The 306-nt window shown below is 52.9% G+C and carries 1 pseudogene; it reads left to right on the plus strand.

Features of this window, described 5'->3' with window-relative positions:
• A pseudogene (locus AB9F29_RS22025) lies at positions 1-306 on the plus strand (malate synthase G); the annotation flags it as partial.

Consider the following 306-nt stretch of genomic DNA (forward strand, 5'->3'; position numbering starts at 1 on the left):
CACGGCTGCCACGCTCCATGCCACGCATTACCACACCATCGACGTGTTTGAGCGTCAACGCGCGATCGCGGCGGGCGGACCTCGCGGCTCTTTGGCCTACTTGTTGACCATTCCTGTCGCAAATGGGGTCAACTGGAGTGATGAAGAAATTGCGGCCGAAATTGAGAACAACGCGCAGGGAATAATAGGATATGTCGTGCGCTGGATTGATGATGTGATCTGATGTTCCAAGGTACATGATATCAATGACGTTGGCCTGATGGAAGACCGTGCTACCTGCCGTATTTCTAGACAAGCTTTGGCGAA

Origin of the sequence: Falsihalocynthiibacter sp. S25ZX9, assembly GCF_041205405.1 — a bacterium.
GTDB classification, from domain to species: Bacteria; Pseudomonadota; Alphaproteobacteria; order Rhodobacterales; family Rhodobacteraceae; genus Falsihalocynthiibacter; species Falsihalocynthiibacter arcticus.